Here is a 20,470-nt window from a genome sequence, read left to right as displayed (position 1 = left end):
GGCCTTCTGCAAAAGCCTATTAAATGGAACCGAGTAACTTTGCGAAAACGAAAATTTTTTCTAGACGGCCAACGCAGCGGTTAACCCGGCGTTGCTGTGAATTGCGTGAGCGCGGGACACGGGGTCACGTCGATGGACAGACTCAGCGTGGATGCCAACGCGTACGTTCCGAATTGGGTTCGGACCGCGCTCGCCGAAGGTCGATTTTCCTCCAGCGCGCCCGTGGTTGAATCTGGATTTGCGGCCGTACTGCTCCTGGACGTAGCAGGGTTTGTCGAGACCACCAACCGGCTGGCGCGCCGCGGCCCCGATGGCGCTGAGGAAATTTCAAATCTTCTCAACCATTCATTTGGACCTCTCACCGACATCATTCGCGAGCATGGGGGGGACGTCATCGCGTTCGCGGGTGACGGCATGCTGGCGATGTGGAACGACACGCCCAGGATCGATGAGGCAGCGCATCTGGCAGCACGGTGCGGTCTTGCGCTGAGAGACGAAATGAACCGACAGGCGGTGTCAGGACAGCACCAATTTCGCGTTCGCATTTCCGCTCAAGTCGGCGAGATCCACTGCTGCAAGTTAGGCGGGCTCGACGACCGATCATGCTTTGTAGTTGTCGGCTCGCCGATAGAGTGTCTAGGAGACGCATATCGCAGGGCCAACGTTGGCGATGTCGTGCTGTGCAGCGAGCTGCATGGCCTCATTAGAGATTATTCTGAGGGAACGATTTCCGACGGACTATTTGTGCTTAACCGACTGTCAAACAGGAAATATCCATCGAAGCCGGCGTTGCGGAAGGACTTGCAAACTCTTCAACTTCAGGCGCTTGTTCCAGATGTGGTCGTCGACCATCTTCGATTTGGCGAACGTAAGTGGTTGGCGGAGTTTCGCAACATTACCGTCGTCCACGTCAATCTGGGCGGCCTTGCGTTTGGGGATGCGTTTGCAGATGCGCTTCAAACGTCCGTTTTAGAAGCCCAGCGAGCCGCTCATAGATTTGACGGCGTTGTTCACAAAGCCATCATGGACGACAAAGGCTTTAGCCTGTCGCTCGTCTTTGGCCTTCCCCGATCGACGCATGAAGACGACCCTCAAAGAGGAATCGAGGCTGGCCTCGCAATATCCAGGGAGCTTGCGGCTATCGGTGTGCGGACCTCGATCGGCATCGCTTCCGGCAAGTTGTTCTGTGGGGACTACGGTGGCCACGAGCGTCGCGAATACTGCCTTATGGGCCCAGCAATCAACATGGCCGCGAGGTTGATGGATCTAGCGGCTGGAAGAATCCTGTGCGACATGACAACAGCGGAAGCGGTTCGGGGTCGCGTCACCTTTTCGATTCTGCCGCCGCAGCGCGTCAAGGGAAATGAAGCCCTGGTCGCAGCCTTTAGACCCGTGACCGTTTTAGGAACGCATCGCGATCACTGCGATGGACAGATTGTCGGGCGAGAGAGCGAACGTCGCCAGCTTCAGGATGCGCTTCAAAGCCATTGCGGCGGGGCAATCATTGTTCAGGGCGAGCCAGGCATCGGGAAATCTGTTCTGCTCGATGATCTGATCGAATTTTCCCGGACACAGGGATTGCCTGTCTTGAAGGGCTTTGCAACTTCGATCGATAGATTGACGCCATACTTTACCTGGCGAGACATCGTTCACGACCTTCTCGGAGGTAACTCGCCGGAATACATAAGCAGGATTGCTCAGGAAAAACTGGGGCACGACGCAACTCTTATCTCATGGCTGCCCTTGCTGCGGGACGTCGTCAATATTAGCCTTACCGAAACCGCTCTCACCAGACAGATAACCGGTTCTGCGCGGGCCGCCTGTATTGAAGCGTTGATTGTTGCATTGCTTGCCGATTCCGACCGGGGCCCGCGCGCGTTGGTCTTCGAAGATCTCCACTGGTTTGACAGCGCATCCATCAAGCTTCTGGCGGCTGTCGCTCACAAATTGCCCAATCTGCTGCTGATCGTCAGTAGTCGCCCTCGCGCCTTCGTCTCGGCGCATCCGGATCCCGCAGCAGAACTTGATTTCTCTATCGAGATCAACCTTTCTGCGATGACCAAGCCATCGATCGAGGAGCTCGTGCGTAGAAAGCTGCGCGCGAACGAGCTTCCCGAGCCCATGGTGAGCTTCATCTATCAACACGGGGGAGGAAACCCGTTCCATTGCGAGGAGCTCGCACTTGCGCTTCGCGATACCGGGGCGGTCGCCGTGATCCGAGGCGCTTGCGAAGTACTGGCCGACCTCAGTGATCCGACAAATAGGTCGCTACCACCAAATCTTGAAGGGGCGATTGTCAGTCGCGTTGATGCGCTTCCTGTCGAAACCCAGCTCTTGCTAAAAGTTGCAAGCGCGATCGGAAGCGACTTTAGCGCAGACATTGCGCAAGCCGTTTATCCAACGGACACCGGGGTGACCAACATTGTGGCTATGCTTGATCAACTGGTGGATCAGGATTTTCTCCGGGTCGAGGACGAGGAATCGATACCAATCTACTCCTTTCGCCACGCAATCAGCCAGGAAGTAACCTATAGGCTCTTATCCTTCGCTCAACGCATCACGCTCCACAGGGGGATTGCGGACGTCATCGAGCAGCGCCACTCCGAATGGCTGGAACCCTACTACTCCCAACTCGCCCAACATTGGGAGAAAGCGAACGAGGCGAGACGCGCTATTCGCTACCTCGAACTCTCAGCAGAGCATGCGCTTCGAAGTTACGCGAACCGAGACGCCATTCGCTACATCCAGACTGCGTTTCGGTTGGTAGAGAGTGCTTCGATCGCGGACACCGACGTTCAGCAATCGAAGTGGGAAGAAATCCTCGGAGACGCCAACAACGAGCTCGCAGAATACGAAGAGGCGTTCCTTCACTACGTCCGGGCGATGACACTCATGAAGCAAGCATCTCCGCATGGACGCGCGGGCCGGCTCGCCCGTGTGATGTCCAATGTGGCACAGCAAATGCGATTGCGACTTTTGGCCCCGCGAACGAATAAGCACTCGACAACGAACCGGCTGCAGTTTCAACGAACTGCACACATTCGGGAACGGCTGGCGGAGCGACATTTCTTTTTAAACGAGTCGTTAGCAGTTCTTGATGAGACATTGTCTGCGCTAAATCTGGCGGAGCGCAGCGGAGCCATTGCCGAAACTATCAGCGGATATAGCGCTTTGGGCTTGGGTCTTGGAATGTCAGGACTACGACGGATTGGTCGCTACTATTGCTCTCGCGCATTGAACGTTGCTGAAGAGGCCGGCAATTTGCCCATCAAGGCTCGGGCGCATCTTCTCGCCGCTGTATATGGCTACGGGATGGGCGAATGGGAATTCACAGAGCGTTGCGCCAATCAAGCGCTTGGGCTGTATCGCCAGCTTGGAGATCGCTCGCGCTGGCCCGCACCGCTAACGATCCTGGCGCTATCTTCGATCCTGCGTGGCGATTTGACGGCGGCCGAAAAATTACTCGCTGACCTGGAGACGATGATTTCGCCCGATTCGACCTACCAGGCCCGGGCATGGCACGCCGCGACCATGGTGCTGTCCAATCTGATGCGCAACAGGACCGACCCGGTGCAACTTCGGCGCCTGAATGACCTCACCCAGGTACGGCTGGTTCGGGCGGATCGATTGTTCTGCCTCGGAATTCTGTCTTCAGCCTATCTCCAACGGCGGGAGATGAAGGAGGCGCTAGATGCAGCCGAGCGTGGCCTCGCGGTTCTACGCGAGGTGGACGTCGTTTGGGGGGCCTACGTTTATGGAGTGGTGGGAGTGACGGAAGTGCTTTTGGAAAGGTGGGGAGAGGAGAAAGACCGCAAGGACGTCGCTTCCTACGCCAGATCGCGGGCGCTCCTTGCCTGCCGGCACGCAACAAGGGTCATGCGAATGTCCCCCGTCTGTCGGCCGCAAGCCCTCCTGTTGCAGGGCCGCTCCGCGCTCCTATCCGGTCGGCCCGCCAAAGCTCAACGCATCTGGAGTGCAGCCGCACAAGCAGCGAAGAACCTGGAAATGCCTCGTGAAATAGGGCTTGCACTCTATGAAATCGGTCAGACGAAGCCGCACGATGATCCGGAAAGGTCGTTAAATCTAGCTAGAGCTGCAGAACTTCTGGAGCTTGTAGGAGCCCAACCTGATCTTGCTGCGGTCCATAAGGCCCTGTCTGCCTGAGGATCGAATTTGGGGAGTTCATGCATGACGAAGCAACGAATTGCCATCGTGGGCGGCGGAATGGCTGCACTCGCGACGGCTTTCGAGCTAACTCAGCGCGGGGACCTGCAGGAACGCTTTGATATCACAATCTATCAAATGGGCTGGCGCCTCGGCGGAAAGGGAGCGACGGGTCGGGACTGTCAGGGCCGCGTAGTCGAACATGGATTGCATATCTGGTTCGGTTGCTACGAGAATGCATTTCGCATGTTGAGAACGGCCTACGAAGATTGGAAGCCCTTCAAAGAACAGGCGATCAAGTCCTGCGAAGGTGCTTTAAAAGCTCAGCAAGATTCTTCGATCGGCGTCGGCGATAGCTCCGAAATCATCTGCTTGAATTGGCCTCCCGCCCCCGGGGAGCCTGGGATTGATGTGCCGGACCTTGCACCATTCTCCGCCTTCTCGCAGATGCTCCGCGTCGTGCAATGCTTCTACGATCAGCTTGTCAAGGAGAGCATCGTCGACGCGCCACGGGATCTGCCCATCGATCTCGACACCATCGAGCTTCTCGCGTTAGCGGGCATCGACATCAATAAATACACTGAGCCCGTCGTGGCCAGGGCCGGGTCGCAGGTCGTGAACGTCAGGCACAACAGATGCCTTGAACTTGGCAGAGACTGGTCGCGCATACTGGCGAGCAGCGACGCCATCAATAATGAGACTCAGATTCGTGGCTTTACCAACTTCATTCAAAAGTTCGCGAAGCATGTGCTTCACGATGAAAAGTTCGGAAGGCGTGCGGCCGGAAGGTTCCTGGCCCAACTTATTGACGTTGGAACAGCAACCATCAAAGGCGTCGCGTTGGACATGATCCTGCGAGGTGCCACGGTGGGAGATCTGGACTTGATGGATTTTCGCGAATGGCTCGCTATTTGCGGAGCCGAGCGCGCTTCGGTCTATGGTTCACCAATCATTCAGGCGCTCTATGACTCGATGCTGCAATATTGCGAAGGAGACCAGCGACGCCCCAGCTACGGCGCTGGAACGGCCGCTCAGGCCGTCGTCCGCCTTTACGGCACCTACCGGCATGCTTTCGCATTCGAAATGCAATCTGGCATGGGTGAAGTCGTAGTAGTCCCGCTCTATAGAGTCTTGAAGCAACGTGGAGTAAAGTTTGAGTTCTTCATGAAGCTTAAGCGTGTCGGCTTGAACGCCAATAGGGACTCTGTTGCGCAACTTGTATTCGACAAACAGGTGTGTTTGCGGGACGGAAAATATTGCCCGACAATCGCTCCCAGCTCGGATAACGGCTACCTGGAATGTTGGCCTGATGCGCCGCTATGGGGCCAAATTGTCTGTGGTGAACAACTCGCCGCGAAGAATATCGATCTTGAGTCTTATTGGTGCTCCCATCGTGTTGACGAGGTGACGCTCCAGCAAGGGCACGAATTCGACGCCGTCGTCCTCGCCATTCCGCTCGGAGCGTTCAAAAAGCTGAATGCTGCACCGGGACCGTGCGATGAACTCATTGAAGCGAACGGTCGTTTCCGCGCGATGACCGAAACGGCGAGTTTGGTTCCCAGCATTTCGGTCCAGCTATGGTGCAATAAGGACGTCGCTGAACTTGGATTTCCACCCGAGCAAGCGGCTCCACCAGGCGCGGCTGTAAAGACTGTTATATCGACCGGGCCAGATCCACTCGACATATGGGCGGATATGTCACAAGTCCTGAAATACGAGCCTGCCGATAGCCGCTACCAACCGCCGAAGTCTCTTCATTATCTTTGCGGGGTGTTCGAAACCGATCTGTTCCGCGCTTTGCCGGATCAACATCACGTTCCGGCGATGGCAAACGAACTCGCTCGTCGCCGCGCGATCGACTGGCTCAACAACAAGTCTAAATACATCTGGCCAAAATTGAACTCCGGCGGGCGTTTCGATTGGAGCGTTTTGTTCGACCCGAACAATGCAAAAGGCGCCTATCGAATTGACGCCCAGGTGTGCCGAGCGAATATTGATCCTTCTAGCTGCTGCGTCGCATCATCAGCCGGCTCCACGCAGTGGCGATTGGCAACAGACGCTTCCGGCTTTAACAATTTGTACCTCGCCGGCGCGTGGATCGACACTGGATTCAACACCGAGTGTATCGAGGCCGCGGTCATTTCTGGAATGCAGGCAGCCCGTGCTGTTTCTGAAGCGAGCTTTGCAATTATCGGCGAGGATTTCTTGCGCTTTGGGCAGGGTCTACCCTCGCTGATTACCCTCGCTGCTGAAGGAGCTATATTGCTGTTGGAAGTTGTGACTGGCGCAGTACGGACCAGCAGCGGGACCGAAATTGATCGGCGGTCCTCTGCAACGCGCTTCACCAGCAGCGAGAGCCGGCCATGACGAAGACGCAAATTGCGATCTTCGGCGGCGGCATCGGGGCGCTCACGGCCGCCTTCGAGCTCACGGAGCAGGATCCGGAAAAAACACGTTACGACATTACGATCTATACCCTCGGTTGGCGTCTGGGAGGAAAATGCTTCGTTGGCCGAGACGAGAGGGATTTGCGCGCGGTCGAACATGGCCTCCATGTCTGGGCCGGATTCTATGACAACGCATTCGACCTGGTGCAGCGGCTCTACGCTCGTCTCGAGCGTTCGCCGGACGAATGGCGTGGCAAATTCGACGGGCTAAACCACTTCACGGCCATGGAGCATGTAGGCAACACTTGGAAACCGTGGCTCCTTCAAGCGCCGCCTAACTCTCTTACTCCTGGAATCGATCTGAACAACAGCCTGACGCCGCTCGCTCTCTTGAGAAGATTGCTGTCTTGGGTCGAGCGGAGTTTCGTCGATTCTCTCCTCTCCGCTTTTCAGAAACCGAGTGCCCAGGTTGACATGCAACGGCGGATCGCCTCGATCTTGCAGACGCCTGAAGTTAACGCCTTTCCAACGCCACTTTCGGCGATTGAAGCACTACTCATTACCCCTGAGTCGATCAGTCCCAGCGATAGAATCAAGGCAATCGAACTTGTGCAGGAATTTCGCAACCAGGTTCAAAACGCCGTTAGTTTTGCGCCCAAGGATGACGCGACACGCCTGGACGTCCTATATGACTTGGCCGCGGGACTGATCAGTGGAATTCTCTCGGATGAGGTACTCTCCGGCGGACTTGACGCCATTGACCATTGGGAATGGTCCTGCTGGATGGAGCGCAACGGCTGCAGAAAAGAAAGCCTGCAGTCCGCGGTCGTAAACGGATGCTACGATTACGTGTTCGGCTACGCCCGGGGAATTCGATCGGTCGGTGCAGGCGTTGGCACGCTCGCGCTTCTTCGTCTCCTGTTAACGTTCAAGGGGTCGATCTTCTATGCGCTGCGCGAGCCGATGGGCGATTTTCTATTTGCGCCGCTTTACACCTACCTTCACGAACGAAAGGTGAAGTTCAGGTTCTTTCACAGGCTGGATGCGCTTCACTTGTCACGAGACGGAAGTGAGATCGAAGAAATCGCTATTGGCCGCCAAGTCAAACTTGAAGACTCTAACGGCGAATATGACCCGCTGATCGACGTACCTGGAAAACCGTTTGGTAGTTGGCCACCCCACCCCGACTACGGTCAGATCAAAGAGGGCCATTTATTAGAGACACACGACCTGGAATCGGCCTGGACCGCTTGGCCCGATGCGGATACTCGGCTCACGTTGAAACGACGACCAGCCGGTGATGAGACTCTGGCGCCTGACACATTTGACATTGCGATCCTTGCCGTTGGCTTCGGGGGTCTTCGTTCGATATGCGGTGACCTTTGCGTTCGCCATCCAAACACCTGGGGCAAGTGCGTCAGCGAAATTCAAACCACGCAGACGCTGGCCCTCCAGTTGTGGCTGACCAAGGATACGGCGCAACTTGGCTGGCATGACCCCAGAACCATGATGGTCGGCTTTGGGGCGGGTGAGGAGTGGAGCAGCGCGCCTCTCCACTCGTGGCAGGACAACACGCAGCTGCTCGCGACCGAAATCGCAAGATACGGAGAGTTGCCGCGATCAATGGCGTATTTTGTCGGCGTTTTTCCGGAAGCTGAATACATGCCGCCGCCCCCGAACCCACAGTTTCCCAAAGCCGAACTTCAGCGTGCCAAGGCAGCCATCGTGCCATGGATGAACAGTCACCTTAAATTCATTTGGCCAAACGCCAGCGATCCCCAGACTGGAGGTTTTCGTTGGGAGCTGCTCGACGCACCGGCGGATTCGGTCGGCTCCAAGCGCCTCGACTTTCAATACGTGCGGACAAATATAGACCCGTGGGAACGCTACGTGCTGTCAACGCCGGGGACCCTTCGTTGGCGGCTTTGGCCAGACGGATCGGGCATTTCAAACTTGTTTCTTGCGGGCGACTGGGTCCGCACCGGACTAGACGCTGGATGTATAGAAGCGGCGGTTATGTCTGGCCGTGCAACAGCTAGAGCGATAACAGGAGGGAACATGCATATCCCAGGCTTCGGCAATTCCCGAAAAATTCCTGTTCCCATTACCTTGCTGCCAATCGTCAAGTTGGTCACACAGTTGAAAACGGCCGTCGCTGGCGGCGTTGGATCGATGGAAGGTTATTGCGTCACCATTTGGCGCAAGGCCGGAGAGGTCGCAAAGTTGCTGCCGCCGAACCTTTTCCTCGATCCGCCGAGCAGCTTCGAAGGGACGTATCCCAACGGCTATCATCCAATCGTGTTTCTGTTCTGCCGACAAAAGAACGTTCGCCCCGGCTTTGTCCCGTTTGGTGGGATGCGGTATCATGAAATAATTGAGCTTATCCCTTACGTTCGACGAGCGGGTATCGATGCTCCAAGCGGCGGTCCGTTCAACTACATGCCGCATCTCTTTCTTGACGAGATTGCCCCAGTGTTGATCGGCGTCAATCTTTATGGCTTCAACAAGCGGCTCGCCCGCATAGCTTCGAATGGAGGATCCTTTGAACTGCAATCCGATCTTGGTGAGGTGAGCACCGATTTGTCCGAGAAAGGGTTACCAGGCCGGGCTAGCACTCCACGTTTTTCACGCCTCAAGTCAATGCGAAAGCTCCTCGACCATCCATTTGTCGCGCTCACCACGAATGGCGTCTTTGTATATTCCCATCTCGACTTTTGTTTCGACACCGCAATGTTTCAAGGCGTTTCCGGCCACGTCGGCATGGGCCGTCCTCTTGATCCATCGCCAGAGGAGAATGGGACGTTTGAGGTCCAAAGTATCCTTGATAAAGATTTTGGCGCGTTCCGGTTTCAGACCAACTGGAAGCTGAGCATGCCTTTGTCTGGCGGCGAAGAATCCTCAAGTGTCGTCCCCCGCGATCTACAGGCATTGACGGCCACTTTGCTCGATCGTCGTTCGCCGCCCTAGACTTAATGACGGCCTCTTTGATGCCGATTGAAGCGGCGCTGTGGCCGAGGTCGGCTTGTGGCACTTAGCCACCGTGTGCGTCTGCCCGGTTGTCCGCTTTGCGCCAAAGCCGGTCCCTCCTCAAATGTGCCTTTTAACCCACAACAGGCCCGGGGCGGCGGACGCTGGGGCTGCGCTGTTCCGCACATGCCCCATTGCGCTTGCCCCGCCTTGGCTCATACTCGCGTGGCCAACAGGACCACCCGTCATGTCGACTGCCGCCTTGGGCCCCCTGGACGAGACGATTACGATCGCGGACCTCACGCGCGATCCCTATCCGATCTACAAGCGCCTGAGGCGCGAAGCGCCCGTGTTGCGCGTCAAGTCCGTGGGCCGCACGTTCCTCACGAAGGCCGCCGACACCAAATACGTGAAGGACAACGCGGCGTTGTTCAGCTCCAACGATCCGAACACGCCCATGAAGCGCGCCTTTCTCGCGCATACGCTGATGCGCAAGGACCACGACGAGCATCGGACTGAACGCATGGCGATGATGCCGGCCCTGATGCCGAAGACGATCGAATCCGTCTGGGCGTCGCTATATGCGAAACTGGCGGCGGCGTATCTCGACCGGCTGCCGCGCGGCGAGGTTGTCGATCTCTTTCCCGCTCTCGCGGGGCCGCTTGCCGCGCGGATGCTGGCGCATGCGATGGGCGTTCCGGACGCCAGCGATGAGGACATGCAGCGGTGGTCGCAGACGCTGATCGACGGTGCCGGCAATTTCGGCTGGACACCGGGGCCTTTCCAAGCGACCGACATCGCCAATGCGGAAATGGACAAATGTATCCGCGCGAACGCCGAACGCGTGCGGACCGAGCCGGATTCCTCAGCGCTCTCCTTCATGGTGAACGCGAAGTCTCCTATCCTGGAAAGCCAGATGATCGCCAATGTAAAAATCGCGATCGGCGGCGGCATCAACGAGCCGCGCGACGCCCTGCTGACGATCCTCTATGGCCTGCTCACCAATCCCGATCAGCTCGACGGCGTGCGCGCAGGCGGCAAATGGCGCGCCGCCTTCGAGGAAGGGGTGCGGTGGGTGGCGCCGATCCAGGCGAGTTCACGGCTCGTTATGGAGGACACGGAGATTCGCGGCTGCTTCATCCCAAAGGGCGACACCGTGATGACGATCCAGGCCTCCGCCAACCGGGACGAGGACGTTTTCGAAGATGGCGAGAACTACAACGCGCTCCGCGATCCCAATCCTCACCAGGCCTTTGGCAACGGCCCGCATCATTGCGCGGGCGCGCACCTGTCGCGGCGAACTGTCGGCGAAATCCTGCTGCCGATGCTGTTCGAGCGCTTTCCCAACATGACCTTGCCTGATCCCGCGAGCGTGCGCTGGCACGGATTCGGGTTCCGCGGCCCGCTCAATCTGCCGGTTCAACTGCAATAGGTCGGCGCGAGGCAGAGACTTTATTCTGTCTCACCAAGCGATGAGACAGAATTCTTCGACGCTTGTGAGCGGACTCTGATTGGCCGTCCGAGCCCCGAACAGGGAAAGAAGACGCAACTCTAAAACCTTCGCTCTCAACTTGTAAAACGGAGCAAGAAGGTAGAGAATAAACTTCATCAGCTCGGTATTACACTATGCCGATTCAGGTGCGCAGGTCGACGCCATCACCTCAGCGAGGTCGCTGTCCTTGCCGCGCCACCCTCATGTGCTCAACGCGCAAATGGTCGCCACGTCGGCCTGGTAAACTACTTGTCGCAGGTAGCCGAGCGAGGATTGCTTGGGCAATACCTCTGGACTGGAGCCAACCTAGGGAGGAAGGCCATGTCGCAACGCGCACTAAATCCTGAGCTGCCGAAGCGGGCACTATCTTGGGTGATATGGACCGGTATAACCGCGCTGGGCGCCTTCGCACTTGCTGGCATCGCGCTCAATCGCAATGAGCCGGTCAGCGCGGCCTGGCTGGTGACCGCAGCTATCTGCGTCTACCTCATCTCCTATCGGTTTTACAGCAAGTTCATCGCCGAGAAGGTCTTGCAGCTGGACGACACGCGCATGACGCCGGCCGAACGCCATAATGATGGCCTCGACTACGTTCCTACCAACAGATACGTCGTCTTCGGTCATCACTTCGCAGCCATCGCGGGGGCCGGACCACTGGTCGGGCCGGTGCTCGCTGCACAGATGGGCTACCTTCCGGGAACTCTCTGGATCCTCGTAGGAGTGGTGTTTGCGGGCGCGGTACAGGATTTCGTTATTCTGTTCTGCTCGATGCGACGCGACGGCCGTTCACTCGGCGAAATGGTGAGAATGGAAATGGGCCCAATCGCGGGCGGCGTCGCCCTCGTTGGCACCCTCGGGATTATGATCATCATCCTCGCCGCGCTCGGCCTGGTCGTCGTGAAGGCATTGGGCGAAAGCCCGTGGGGCACGTTCACGGTTGCCGTCACGATCCCGACCGCCATGGTCATGGGTGTCTACATGCGGAGCATCCGGCCCGGCAAGGTGGGCGAAGCCTCTGTATTCGGCGTGATCGTTCTCTTGCTCGCCATCTGGTATGGCCAGTACGTGGCCCAGGACGCAACGCTCGGGCCAGCTTTCACCTACAGCGCGCCTGCTCTGGCTTTGGCGATCATCGTCTATGGCGCCATCGCCTCCATGCTGCCAGTATGGCTCCTCCTCGCTCCTCGCGATTACCTCAGCACGTTCCTCAAGATCGGCGTCATTGTCGCTCTCGCGATCGGCATTTATCTGGTCCAGCCCGATCTAAAGATGGGGGCGGTGACCCGTTTCACCGACGGTAGCGGACCAGTGTTTTCCGGCCCACTATTCCCGTTCCTTTTCATCACCATCGCATGCGGCGCAGTGTCAGGCTTTCACGCGCTAATCTCGTCGGGCACGACGCCAAAGATGATCGAGCGAGAGTCGGACGCCCGTTTTGTCGGTTACGGCGGCATGCTGATGGAGTCTTTCGTCGCCATGATGGCACTTTCCGCTGCATGTGTGCTCGATCCTGGCATCTACTTCGCCATGAACAGTCCGGCGGCGGTAATCGGCGACACGCCTCAAAGGGCAGCCGAGGTAATTAGCAATTGGGGTTGGGTGATCACCCCCGAAACGATCAATCAGACCGCAATCGACGTCGGCGAACACACTATCCTAAACCGGGCCGGTGGCGCCCCGACTTTGGCGGTGGGTATGGCGCAAATCATGGCACAGGCCTTTGGAGGCAAGGCGCTCGAGGCCTTTTGGTACCACTTCGCCATCCTGTTCGAGGCACTGTTCATCCTCACGGCGGTTGATGCCGGCACCCGCGCAGGACGATTTATGATTCAGGATCTACTCGGCAACATCTATGCCCCGCTCGGCCGCACTGAGTCCCTGCTTTCCAATGTGGTTGCTACACTGCTCTGTGTCGCCGCGTGGGGCTACTTCGTCTATCAGGGCACGATCGACCCGCTTGGCGGAGTGAATACGATCTGGCCGCTATTCGGCATCTCGAACCAGATGCTCGCCGGCATTGCGCTTCTGTTGGCCACTACCGTGCTAATCAAGCTTAAGCGGGAGCGCTACGCCTGGGTGACGCTTGCGCCCACGGCATGGCTTCTGGTTTGCACGCTCACGGCAGGGTGGATGAAGGCATTCTCGTCCGATCCGCGCATTGGATTCTATGCGTTGGCCAACAAGTACAGCGAGGCGGCTTCGGCTGGCACTATCCTTGCCCCGGCCAAGAGCATTGCCGAGATGGAGCGTGTGGCTTTCAACAACTATATATGCGGCACGCTCACAGTGCTGTTCGTTGCTCTCGTGCTGGTCATGGCTTATTTCACGCTAAGAATGTCGCTGAAAGCGTTCCGCAACGCCATCCCGACTGCAGCTGAGACGCCGCCTGCAATTCGTGAGGGAGGATTGTCTGGTGCTCCTGCGTAATGTTCGGAAATCGGTCCTGTCCTGCCGGGAAGTCACTGGCGCGACGGTAGAAGAGTGTCTTGCGGGCGCGCGGGACGCGGCCACACAACTGCGCCAGGGTTGGCTTAGGGTTATTGGTGCGCCCGATTATAAGGCCTACTTGATCCACCATGCGGCGCGGCATCCCGGCACGGCACCGATGGCTGAGCGTGAATACGTCAACATGTTCATCGAGCGGCGCTTCGATGGACGGAGTGCTGGGCGCTGCTGCTAGTTCATAATCCGGGTGGCGAGATCAGGCTCCAGCCGTCTCAGGTATCTGGTCCCATCGCCGGTGCGCTGCCGACCGCGTGAGCCAATGCCTTCACCTAAGTGCGGCCGCTGTCAGCGCACCAACTGAGCGGCTGCGTGCCCCGCCAGACGGCCAAGGACGGTTGCGGTCAAAAGGCCATTTCCAGACAGATAACCCGCCGCCGTCGAACCCGATACGCCAACTGCAGCGCCGCCGGCCGCAAACAGATTCGCGATAACGGTATCGTCCTTGCGCTTCACCCGGCAGACAGCATCAATCAGGAGACCGCCCTGGGTATGAAACAGCGCGCCTGTGACCTTGACCGCATGGAATGGCGGCGCGAAATGCTGACCAGGCGCGAACTGACGTCCATACCGATCGCGCCCACCGCACGTCTTGAGCGCTTCGGTTTCGCTCAACTCCTCCGCGAAGGCTTCCGGCGGTACGCGCATTGCATCCGCAAGGGCTTGTACGTTTTGGCGCATCACGATCGCACCGCTTCGTTCGGCATTCCGAAAATCCTCGAACTGCCGCGCCACGGTGGCGATGCGGGCGTCGAATACGCTCCAGGCGATGCTGCCCGGCTGGCGAAGCACCTCGGCCGCCTGTTCGGAATAGCCCTGTGACTCGTCGCAGAAGCGGCGGCCCTTGGTGTTGACCTGAAAGCCGCCCTGCATGATCACTGCCCAGGTGATCAGGATATTGTGCGGCGTCGCCACCGACCCGTGGCCTTGATAGGCACCGAGGTGAGCCGGTTGCGCGCCGAGCGCCTCACCCCACTGGATGGCATCGCCGCGATTTCCAGGATGGCCGAAATAGAGGGCGTTTGCCATCTCCGGGATATAGCTTCGGACAAGATCGGGATTGCCGCCGTAACCGTTGCAGGCCAGGATCAGCGCCTCGCAGCCGATGCACTCGCGGGCGCCGTCGCCGCGAAGGATTTCCACGCCACAAACCCGGCCGCCAGGCTCGATCAGGAGCGTTTCTGCCAGGCGCTCGCAGACAATGGAAATGCCGCTGGATTCGGCCGCGCTGCGCAGCTGGTTGATCAATTCCGATCCCGTGCGCGTGGGCAGGCCGTGCATACGCAAGGCGGTATGGCCGGGGTAGTTGAAATTGTCGATCACATCGAACGGCAGGCCGTGACGATCGGCCAACCATTCGATCAGTGGCCCGGCACCCTGTGCGACCGCATCTACGACGGCCGCATCCACTTCGCCTTTTGCCTTGCGCTGGATATCGGCGGCGAACAGCTGCGGACTGTCAGCAATGCCCCTCGCCCGCTGAAAGCGCGTACCGGCGGCCGGAATGAGCCCGGCCGACAACGACGTCGATCCCGCCGGAACCGCGTCACGTTCGATCACCAGCGGCTCGGCGCCCGCTTCCTTCGCCGCCAGCGCGGCGCACAAGCCGGCAGCGCCGGCGCCGATGATCAACAACGGCACCTGCGCGTCGAGGGTGACGCTAGAGACCGGTTTGATCCTGCGCATGATACGCGAATTCCTGCATCGCCTCGTCAATGGTTGCGATCCTTGCGACCGTCCGCAGCCCTTCGATGGCGGCCCGGTGCACATCTTTCGAAAAAGCCGCGCAGCCATCTTCCAGCACGATGACGTCGAAATCCCGGACGTGTGCGTCACGCACGGTCGATGCAACGCCTCCGTTGGTGACAATACCGGCACAATACAATTTCTTGACGTGATGCTTGCGCAGCACCCACTCCAATCGCGTCATGTAGAAGGCCGAGAAGGCGATCTTCTCGACCGAAAAATCCGCTGGCTGCAACTCATCGACCAGCGCCTGGCCCCAACTGCCCGGTGCGAAATCGCCCTTGGCCAGGAACGGTCGCAGCATCTTCAGATGTGGCGAAATCATCGGCTCGCCGCCCTTGCCCGGTACCAGGGTAAACAAGGTCGCGCCGATCAGGCCGCCTTGCTTGCGCAACAGATCGGTGAGCGGCTTGAGCCTGGCCGGCAGCGCCGCGATATCCGGACTGCTCTGGCCCGCACGACCATAGGCGCCGTTTGAATGCAGAAAATCGTTCTGAAGATCGAGCAGCAGAAGCGCGGATGACGCCATCATTTGGAGACCCGTTCAACGATGAGATTTCCCAGTTTATCGACCCGACCGCGCAGGCCCGGTTCGATGTAGATCGTCGCGTCGGGCTGCTCCAGAATGGCGGGCGCTTCAACGATCGCGCCGACCGGTAGATCGAGCCGCGACCATATCCGGGTGTCGAGCCATGCGCCCTCGATCCATACCGGACGCGTACCCCGTTTCGCCTTTTCGACCGTGGCTTCCGGCCCCGGCGCGAAGGCCGAAAGGTCCAGCGCCGGGCGGCGGCCGATAGCTGCACTTCGCAGCGACACGATGCGGATCGGCAGTCCGGACAGCAGGCGACTGAACGACGCCGCATAGGCGGTTTCGAAAGCCGACTTGATGACTGCGGAGGTAATGCCGGTAGTCCCGTCCTGCAGTATGACCGGAACCGGTACCGCGACGGTGTGGGTCTGTCCGACATAATGCATGTCGAACTCGAAAGTTAGATCGATCCGCTCGATCATGGCGCCGGCAGAACTCACCACCGCGCGAACCTCCTCGCCTGCCGCGACCATACGGCGGTCGAGTGCGGCAATGTCCAGGTCGTCAAGCAGAAGATTTAGTGTCTGCACCTGATCATGGCGAAGATCGGCGATGACGCAGCCAAGCGCAGAGGTGACTCCGGGAAACCGCGGCACCAACGCGACTTCCAGACCGATCTCCTTGATAATGGCACTGACATGCAGCGCGCCACCGCCGCCGAACGGCACGCCGACGAACTTCGCCGGATCGTGACCGCGCTCGATCGATACCAGCCGAATCGCGCCGGCCATGCGGGCGTCGGCCACCCGCACGATGGCCTCAGCCGCCGTCAGCAGATCGATGCCGAGCGGTTGGCCTACATGAGTCATGATCGCCCGCGCGGCGGCCTCGGCATCGAGACTTGCAAGCTTGCCGCCGATTGGTTTGTCCGCGTTGATGCGGCCGAGCACCACATGCGCATCCGTCAAGGTCGGACGCTCATTGCCCTGGCCGTAGCAGGCCGGGCCTGGCATCGAACCGGCGCTTTCCGGCCCCACCTGCAACAGCCCGCCGCGATCGACCGAAGCGATCGATCCGCCGCCGGCGCCGATGGTGGTGATTTCGATCATCGGCGTGCGAACGACCAGCCCGAAATCGATCGTGGTTTGCGCCGCAAGCGAGGCTTTGCCGCCGACGATAACAGAGACGTCGAACGAGGTGCCGCCGAGATCGCAGGTGATCGCATTTTCGTAACCGGCTTGACGCGCGATGGTCGCGGCGGCGATCACGCCGGCCGCCGGCCCCGACAGGGCCGTGCGAACCGGAAAGCGCCGCGCGGTCGCGGTCGACATCACCCCGCCATTCGACTGCACGATGTAGAATTGTCCCTCGAAGCGTTGCCGAGCGAGCGCTTGCTCGAGCTTGCCGAGATAGCTGCTGACCACCGGCTGCAGATAGCTGTTGAGCGCCGTGGTAGAGGAACGTTCGAATTCGCGAATTTCAGGCAGCACCTGGTGCGAGGCGGAAACGAACTCATTGTCCCAGACGGATTTCGCAGCGACAAGCGCCTTTCGCTCGTTGTCGGGATTGGCGTAGGCGTTGATGAAGATGATCGCCAGCGCCTCGGCGCCACGCTGGCGCAGCGCCAGCGCAGCCTTACGAACGGCCGCTTCATCGACCGGCTGGCGAATGCTGCCGTCGGCGAGCGTCCGCTCATCCACTTCGACGCGGAGATCGCGATCGACGATCGGCGTGAAATCACCCCACAAGCCCCAGGTTCGCCGCCGGTCGCGCCGGCGCATCTCCAGGACGTCGCGGAAGCCGTAGGTCGTGATCACGCCAATCTTCGGCCCGCGCCGTTCCAGCAGCGTATTGGTGCCGACGGTGGTGCCATGCACGATCGAGCCGATGTTGATCCCCAAACCAACCGCGGCAATGCCCTGCATGAATCCAGCCGACTCATCGCCGCGCTGCGAGGGAACCTTGGCGGTGCGAAAGGCCATGGTTTCCGCGTCGAACAGCAAAAGGTCCGTAAAAGTCCCGCCGACGTCGACGCCCAGAATGCTCGAAACCTTCATTGGCCGGCTCCACTTCTTAGAGCCGCCGTCGCCGCGGTATCGACCGCGCCATTTTCACCGATGACTACGCCGTATTCGTTACGCGCAGCCGCCTTCGTGACGTAACCGAGATTGACATCGCGACCGACACGGACCGGATCCCGCGTCATGGGATCGCCGAATCCTCCGCCTCCCGGCGTCTCCAGGCGTACGTGCTGGCCTGCGACGATCCTGATATCGGTGACCTTGCTGACCAGCGGCGGGGTGCGCTCGCGGCTGTCGGTCTGATAAACGAAGCGGTTGAGCGCGGCGCTCCTGCCGCCGTTGACGCCGAACGGCGGGAATTTACCCCGCTCGCCCAGCAGCGATACGTCGGTGGCGCCGTCCGCCAGCGCTTCGATTTCATAGATCGCGCCGAGGCCGCCGCGGTTGAAACCGGGTCCGCCGGAATCCGGGCGCAGCGCCCATTGCGTGAACATCACCGGATACAGCGACTCCAGGATTTCCGCCGGCGGAATGGTGGCGGTCGAGATCGGGTTATTGCCGTGATTCAATCCATCGGTCTCCGGATTGCCGCCCAGGCCGCCGCCGAAGAAGCAGAACATCACCCAGCGCCGGCCGTGCTCGCGCCAGCCGGAAAGCGACAGCGCGTTGATGGTGGCAAACGGCGAGCCGTTGGCGCGTTGCGGGGCGACTTTGGCAAACGCGCCGAACACCGTGTCGATGACGCGCAGGATCGTCTCGGTGTAGCCGCCGACCGGCCGCGGCGCGGAGACAGCGAGCAGCGTGGTGTTCGGAATCACGAATTCGATCGGCGCCAGGCAGCCGGCATTGGCCGGCACGTCGGTGAAGATGTGCTTGAGCGCGACATAGCAACAGGCGACCGTTGTGGAGAGCGCAATATTGAGTGGGCCGTCGCAGGGTGGCGACGAGCGCGAGAAGTCGAGCCGCATCGTGTCGCCGGAAATGACCAGATCGAGCGCGATGCTCAGCGGCACATCGGTGATGCCGTCATTGTCGAGAAAATCGTCGTACGAGTAAGTACCGTCGGGCAGGTTGGCGATATTGGCGCGCATCAGCTTTGCGGCACGCGCGGTCAGGAGATCGAGCGCCGAGGCGACCAGTTCCTCCCCATAGTCCTCGAGCAAGGCCTGCACCCGCCTTTCGCCCAGATCGAGCGCATTGAGCTGGCCGTTGAGATCGCCCCAGTTCGAGTTCGGTACCCGCGAATTGGCTGCCAAAATGTCGATGATGTCCTGCTGGATCACGCCGGCTCGGGCCAGCTTCACCGGCGGAACGCGGAACCCCTCCTGGAAGCTTTCGGTCGCCTTGGCGTTGAAATTTCCTGGCACGTTGCCGCCGACGTCGAGCCAGTGGCCGACCGAAGCCAGCCATGCGAACAATTTGCCGTTCCAGAACAGCGGCCGCACCAGGCGAAAATCGTTGAGGTGGGTGCCACCGTCATAGGGGTCGTTGAAAAGATAGGTGTCGCCGGCCTCCAGATTGCCGTCCGCACTGGCCTTGTCGATCACGGCCTTCACCGCGAAGGCCATCGCGCCGACAAAGATCGGCAAGCCAGTCGTACCCTGCACCAGCGTAGCGCCGGTTTGTGCGTGGTAGAGGCCGTGGCAGGCGTCGTGGGCCTCGGCGATGATCGGATTGAACGCCGAGCGATACAACGTCGCGTCCATCTCGTCGGCGATCTGGACCAGGCGGCCATTGAGCACCGCAAGCAGGATAGGATCGATATCACTCATTGATCCTGCTCCGGCTCGTTGGTGCCAAGACGCCTGCCGCGCTCGATCATTTCGGGCGTACCGAGCAGGCTGTTGAGCTTGTCGAAATCGAACATGCGGTCGCGGAATGGCTGTGTGCTGCCGTGGGTGGCGAGCGAGGCGTAATATTCGGTGGCCGTCTTGGCCAGCGTGCGCACGATGCCGCCCGGGAAGATAACCAGCGAGAAGCCAAGCGCTTCGAGTTCGGCTCCCGACAGCATGGGTGTCTTGCCGCCCTCGACCATATTGGCGACCAGCGGCACGGCGCGGCCGACCTGTTTGACGATGTCGGCGAGATCCTCGCGCGCCTTCGGCGCCTCGACGAACAGCAGATCAGCGCCGGCATCGCGGTAGAGCACCGCGCGTTCGATCGCGCGGTCCAAACCTTCGACCGCCACCGCATCGGTGCGGGCAATGATCAGGGTGTCCCTGGAGTGGCGGGCATCGACCGCGGCCATGATCTTGCCGGCCATTTCAGCAGCCGGGATCAATGATTTCCCGTCGAGATGTCCGCAGCGTTTGGGAAAGCTCTGGTCCTCGATCTGGATTGCGCACGCGCCCGCCTTCTCGAGCAGCCGCACCGTGCGCTCGACGTTGAGTGCGTTGCCATAACCATTGTCCGCGTCGACGATCAGATCGGCGTCGACCCGATCGTGAATCAGGGCAACCGTTTCGATCACCTCGGAGACGCTGACAAGCCCGATGTCCGGCTGCCCCAGCCGGGTATAGGCGATCGCCGCACCCGAAATATAAAGCGAATGGAAGCCGGCTTGCGTTGCGAGCAAGGCCGTGAGCGGATCGTAGATGCCGGGAGCGATGACGATCGGCGGTTTCGAAAGGCGTGAGCGCAGGGTGCTGGATTGGTTCAT

11 protein-coding genes are annotated in these 20,470 nt (G+C 59.6%); 6 read left to right on the top strand and 5 right to left on the bottom strand.

Going from position 1 to position 20,470, the window contains the following annotated elements; genetic code table 11:
* Positions 1 to 132: 132 nt before the first annotated feature.
* From ACVWVY_RS18575 to ACVWVY_RS18550, 6 genes are all read left to right on the top strand, one after another.
* Positions 133 to 4,164 carry an AAA family ATPase gene (locus ACVWVY_RS18575; protein WP_456627725.1) on the top strand — a complete coding sequence of 1,344 codons (4,032 nt, stop codon included), beginning with the start codon at positions 133 to 135 and terminating at the stop codon, positions 4,162 to 4,164.
* Positions 4,165 to 4,188: 24 nt separating this feature from the next.
* Positions 4,189 to 6,531: an FAD-dependent oxidoreductase gene (locus ACVWVY_RS18570; RefSeq protein WP_456627724.1), complete on the top strand. Its 2,343-nt coding sequence runs from the start codon at positions 4,189 to 4,191 to the stop codon at positions 6,529 to 6,531.
* Positions 6,528 to 9,518: an FAD-dependent oxidoreductase gene (locus tag ACVWVY_RS18565; protein ID WP_456627723.1), complete on the top strand. Its 2,991-nt coding sequence runs from the start codon at positions 6,528 to 6,530 to the stop codon at positions 9,516 to 9,518. Before ACVWVY_RS18570 ends, ACVWVY_RS18565 begins: the two co-directional genes overlap by 4 nt.
* Before the next feature lie 247 nt (positions 9,519 to 9,765).
* Positions 9,766 to 10,950 carry a cytochrome P450 gene (locus ACVWVY_RS18560; RefSeq protein ID WP_456627722.1) on the top strand — a complete coding sequence of 395 codons (1,185 nt, stop codon included), beginning with the start codon at positions 9,766 to 9,768 and terminating at the stop codon, positions 10,948 to 10,950.
* 381 nt (positions 10,951 to 11,331) lie between these two features.
* A complete protein-coding gene (locus ACVWVY_RS18555) occupies positions 11,332 to 13,437 on the top strand; it encodes a carbon starvation CstA family protein (RefSeq protein ID WP_456627721.1) in 2,106 nt (701 codons plus the stop codon).
* The gene (locus ACVWVY_RS18550; protein ID WP_456627720.1) at positions 13,406 to 13,690 is read left to right on the top strand and encodes a CstA-like transporter-associated (seleno)protein; all 285 of its coding nucleotides are present in this window, start codon (positions 13,406 to 13,408) and stop codon (positions 13,688 to 13,690) included. Before ACVWVY_RS18555 ends, ACVWVY_RS18550 begins: the two co-directional genes overlap by 32 nt.
* A gap of 110 nt (positions 13,691 to 13,800) precedes the next feature.
* Here the strand turns inward: ACVWVY_RS18550 and ACVWVY_RS18545 are convergent, their stop codons facing one another.
* From ACVWVY_RS18545 to ACVWVY_RS18525, 5 genes are read right to left on the bottom strand one after another with little or no spacing between them, the layout of a single operon-like run.
* The gene (locus tag ACVWVY_RS18545) at positions 13,801 to 15,198 is read right to left on the bottom strand and encodes an FAD-dependent oxidoreductase (RefSeq protein ID WP_456627719.1); all 1,398 of its coding nucleotides are present in this window, start codon (positions 15,196 to 15,198) and stop codon (positions 13,801 to 13,803) included.
* Positions 15,173 to 15,787 (bottom strand): cysteine hydrolase, encoded by a 615-nt coding sequence (locus ACVWVY_RS18540; protein WP_456632245.1) that lies wholly within the window; start codon positions 15,785 to 15,787, stop codon positions 15,173 to 15,175. Before ACVWVY_RS18540 ends, ACVWVY_RS18545 begins: the two co-directional genes overlap by 26 nt.
* Entirely contained in the window at positions 15,787 to 17,847 is a 2,061-nt protein-coding gene (locus ACVWVY_RS18535) for a hydantoinase/oxoprolinase family protein (RefSeq protein WP_456627718.1), read from the bottom strand. Before ACVWVY_RS18535 ends, ACVWVY_RS18540 begins: the two co-directional genes overlap by 1 nt.
* The gene (locus tag ACVWVY_RS18530; RefSeq protein WP_456627717.1) at positions 17,844 to 19,583 is read right to left on the bottom strand and encodes a hydantoinase B/oxoprolinase family protein; all 1,740 of its coding nucleotides are present in this window, start codon (positions 19,581 to 19,583) and stop codon (positions 17,844 to 17,846) included. Before ACVWVY_RS18530 ends, ACVWVY_RS18535 begins: the two co-directional genes overlap by 4 nt.
* Complete coding sequence (locus ACVWVY_RS18525; RefSeq protein ID WP_456627716.1) at positions 19,580 to 20,470, bottom strand: isocitrate lyase/PEP mutase family protein; 891 nt, start codon at positions 20,468 to 20,470, stop codon at positions 19,580 to 19,582. The genes ACVWVY_RS18530 and ACVWVY_RS18525 overlap by 4 nt, the downstream gene beginning before the upstream one ends.

The sequence above is a fragment of the Bradyrhizobium sp. URHC0002 genome, from assembly GCF_054059515.1.
This window is presented reverse-complemented; position numbering and strand designations above follow the sequence as displayed.

What these genes read in the sequence shown, in the direction of transcription:
- ACVWVY_RS18575 (WP_456627725.1), top strand. Translation starts at nt 133, where the DNA reads ATGGACAGACTCAGCGTGGATGCCAACGCGTACGTTCCGAATTGGGTT.
- ACVWVY_RS18570 (WP_456627724.1), top strand. Translation starts at nt 4,189, where the DNA reads ATGACGAAGCAACGAATTGCCATCGTGGGCGGCGGAATGGCTGCACTC.
- ACVWVY_RS18565 (WP_456627723.1), top strand. Translation starts at nt 6,528, where the DNA reads ATGACGAAGACGCAAATTGCGATCTTCGGCGGCGGCATCGGGGCGCTC.
- ACVWVY_RS18560 (WP_456627722.1), top strand. Translation starts at nt 9,766, where the DNA reads ATGTCGACTGCCGCCTTGGGCCCCCTGGACGAGACGATTACGATCGCG.
- ACVWVY_RS18555 (WP_456627721.1), top strand. Translation starts at nt 11,332, where the DNA reads ATGTCGCAACGCGCACTAAATCCTGAGCTGCCGAAGCGGGCACTATCT.
- ACVWVY_RS18545 (WP_456627719.1), bottom strand. Translation starts at nt 15,198, where the DNA reads ATGCGCAGGATCAAACCGGTCTCTAGCGTCACCCTCGACGCGCAGGTG.
- ACVWVY_RS18540 (WP_456632245.1), bottom strand. Translation starts at nt 15,787, where the DNA reads ATGGCGTCATCCGCGCTTCTGCTGCTCGATCTTCAGAACGATTTTCTG.
- ACVWVY_RS18535 (WP_456627718.1), bottom strand. Translation starts at nt 17,847, where the DNA reads ATGAAGGTTTCGAGCATTCTGGGCGTCGACGTCGGCGGGACTTTTACG.
- ACVWVY_RS18530 (WP_456627717.1), bottom strand. Translation starts at nt 19,583, where the DNA reads ATGAGTGATATCGATCCTATCCTGCTTGCGGTGCTCAATGGCCGCCTG.
- ACVWVY_RS18525 (WP_456627716.1), bottom strand. Translation starts at nt 20,470, where the DNA reads ATGAACCAATCCAGCACCCTGCGCTCACGCCTTTCGAAACCGCCGATC.